The organism is Thioclava atlantica (assembly GCF_000737065.1).
Classification (GTDB): Bacteria; Pseudomonadota; Alphaproteobacteria; order Rhodobacterales; family Rhodobacteraceae; genus Thioclava; species Thioclava atlantica.
Window position 1 is genome coordinate 1 of the sequence record NZ_AQRC01000038.1, and the last position, 1,895, is coordinate 1,895.

At 63.0% G+C, this 1,895-nt stretch carries 2 protein-coding genes; both read left to right on the plus strand.

Going from position 1 to position 1,895, the window contains the following annotated elements; genetic code table 11:
* Positions 1 to 247, plus strand: a 247-nt coding sequence (locus DW2_RS18820; protein WP_038148880.1) for a P-II family nitrogen regulator, incomplete at its 5' end; no start/stop codon positions are given.
* A 23-nt stretch (positions 248 to 270) separates the two neighbouring features.
* Positions 271 to 1,599, plus strand: coding sequence for an ammonium transporter (locus DW2_RS18825; RefSeq protein WP_038148995.1), 1,329 nt, complete (start codon positions 271 to 273; stop codon positions 1,597 to 1,599).
* Positions 1,600 to 1,895: the final 296 nt, after the last annotated feature.

Sequence of the window (1,895 nt, forward strand, 5' to 3'; positions counted from 1 at the left end):
CGAGATCAAGGGCTTCGGCGCGCAGTCGGGTCACACGGAAATCTATCGCGGGGCGGAATACGCGGTGAACTTCGTGCCGAAGGTGAAGCTCGAGATCGTCGTGGCCGACGGTCTGGCGGACGAGGTTGTCGACACGATCATGAAAGCGGCGAAGACCGACAAGATCGGCGACGGCAAAATCTTCGTTCTCGATGTGGGCCAGGCCGTGCGCGTGCGGACCGGCGAAACCAACGATGACGCGCTGTGAAGCGACAGGGGGAAAGTAGGAAAATGAGAAACCTTTCGAAAATCACCGGCCTTGCGGTTGCGATGACCGCGGTGGCCCTTCCGGCGCTCGCCCAGGATGCGGCCCCGGCCGATCCGCCGGCAAACGAGGTCGGCTTCATCCTCAACACCTTCATGTTCCTCGTCACTGGCTTCCTGGTGATGTGGATGGGCGCGGGCTTCTCGATGCTCGAGGCGGGTCTCGTGCGTTCGAAGAACGTGACCATGCAGTCGCTCAAGAACGTCGCCCTCTTCGCGATCGCGGCGATCATGTACTACCTGATCGGCTACAACCTGATGTATCCCGGCGATGGCTGGACCATCACCGGCGTGCTGGGCGCCTTCTCGACCACCTCGCTCGAGCCGGTGGGCGTCGGCGCGGATGGTGTCGATCTGACCTATGCCTCGGTCGGTTCCGACTTCTTCTTCCAGCTGATGTTCTGCGCCACCACCGCCTCGATCGTCTCGGGCACCCTGGCCGAGCGCATCAAGCTGTGGCCGTTCCTGATCTTCATCACGATCCTGACCGGCGTGATCTATCCGATCCAGGCCTCCTGGAAATGGGGCGGCGGCTTCCTCGACAGCGATTTCGGCTTCCTCGACTTCGCCGGCTCGACCGTCGTGCACTCGGTCGGCGGCTGGGCGGCTCTCGCGGGCGCTCTGATCCTCGGCCCGCGGATCGGCAAGTACAAGGACGGCAAGGTGCATCCGATGCCCGGTTCGAACCTGACCCTCGCCACGCTCGGTACCTTCATCCTGTGGCTCGGCTGGTTCGGCTTCAACGGCGGTTCGCAACTCTACATGAACACCGTGGGCAACGTCGCCGACATCTCGCGCATCTTCGCCAACACCAACACGGCAGCGGCCGGTGGCGCGATCGCGGCGCTGATCCTGACCCAGATCCTCTACAAGAAGCCGGATCTGACCATGGTGCTCAACGGTGCGCTGGCCGGTCTGGTGTCGATCACCGCCGAACCGCTGACCCCGAGCCTCGGCGCGGCGACCATCATCGGTGCGATCGGCGGCGTGATCGTGGTGCTGCTGGTGCCGTTCCTCGACAAGCTGAAGATCGACGACGTCGTCGGCGCCATCCCGGTGCACCTCGGCGCGGGCATCTGGGGCACGCTGGCTGTGCCGCTGACCAACTCGGACGGCACCTTCTACGGCCAGATCGTCTCGATCATCACCGTCGGCATCTTCGTCTTCGTGGTCTCGGCGGTCCTCTGGTTCATCCTGAAGGTCACCATGGGCATCCGCGCCCCGGCCGAAGACGAGATGATGGGTCTCGACAAGGCGGAACTCGGGATGGAGGCCTATCCGGAATTCCTCAACTAAGGCTCTAGCCTGTCAGCAGCGGAAGGCCCGGGCGGTTCGCCCGGGCCTTTTCACATGGGCACGGGCGAGAGGCAGGTTTGCGTGCTGATTAAAAAATGGACCGGCGGCCGAAAAAATGAGCGCATGACGTGCGCGTGATCGCACTCCCACCCCCGCCCTGTTGCGTTTTCTTGAGATGTTCGAGCCCGAGGAGCCTTCTGTCGCTGTTGCGGCGACGCTCTTGCGGATGCCGGTAGGGCTGAACAAGGAAGGGATGTCAGGTGAAACTCATCATTGCAGCAATCAAGCCGTTCAAG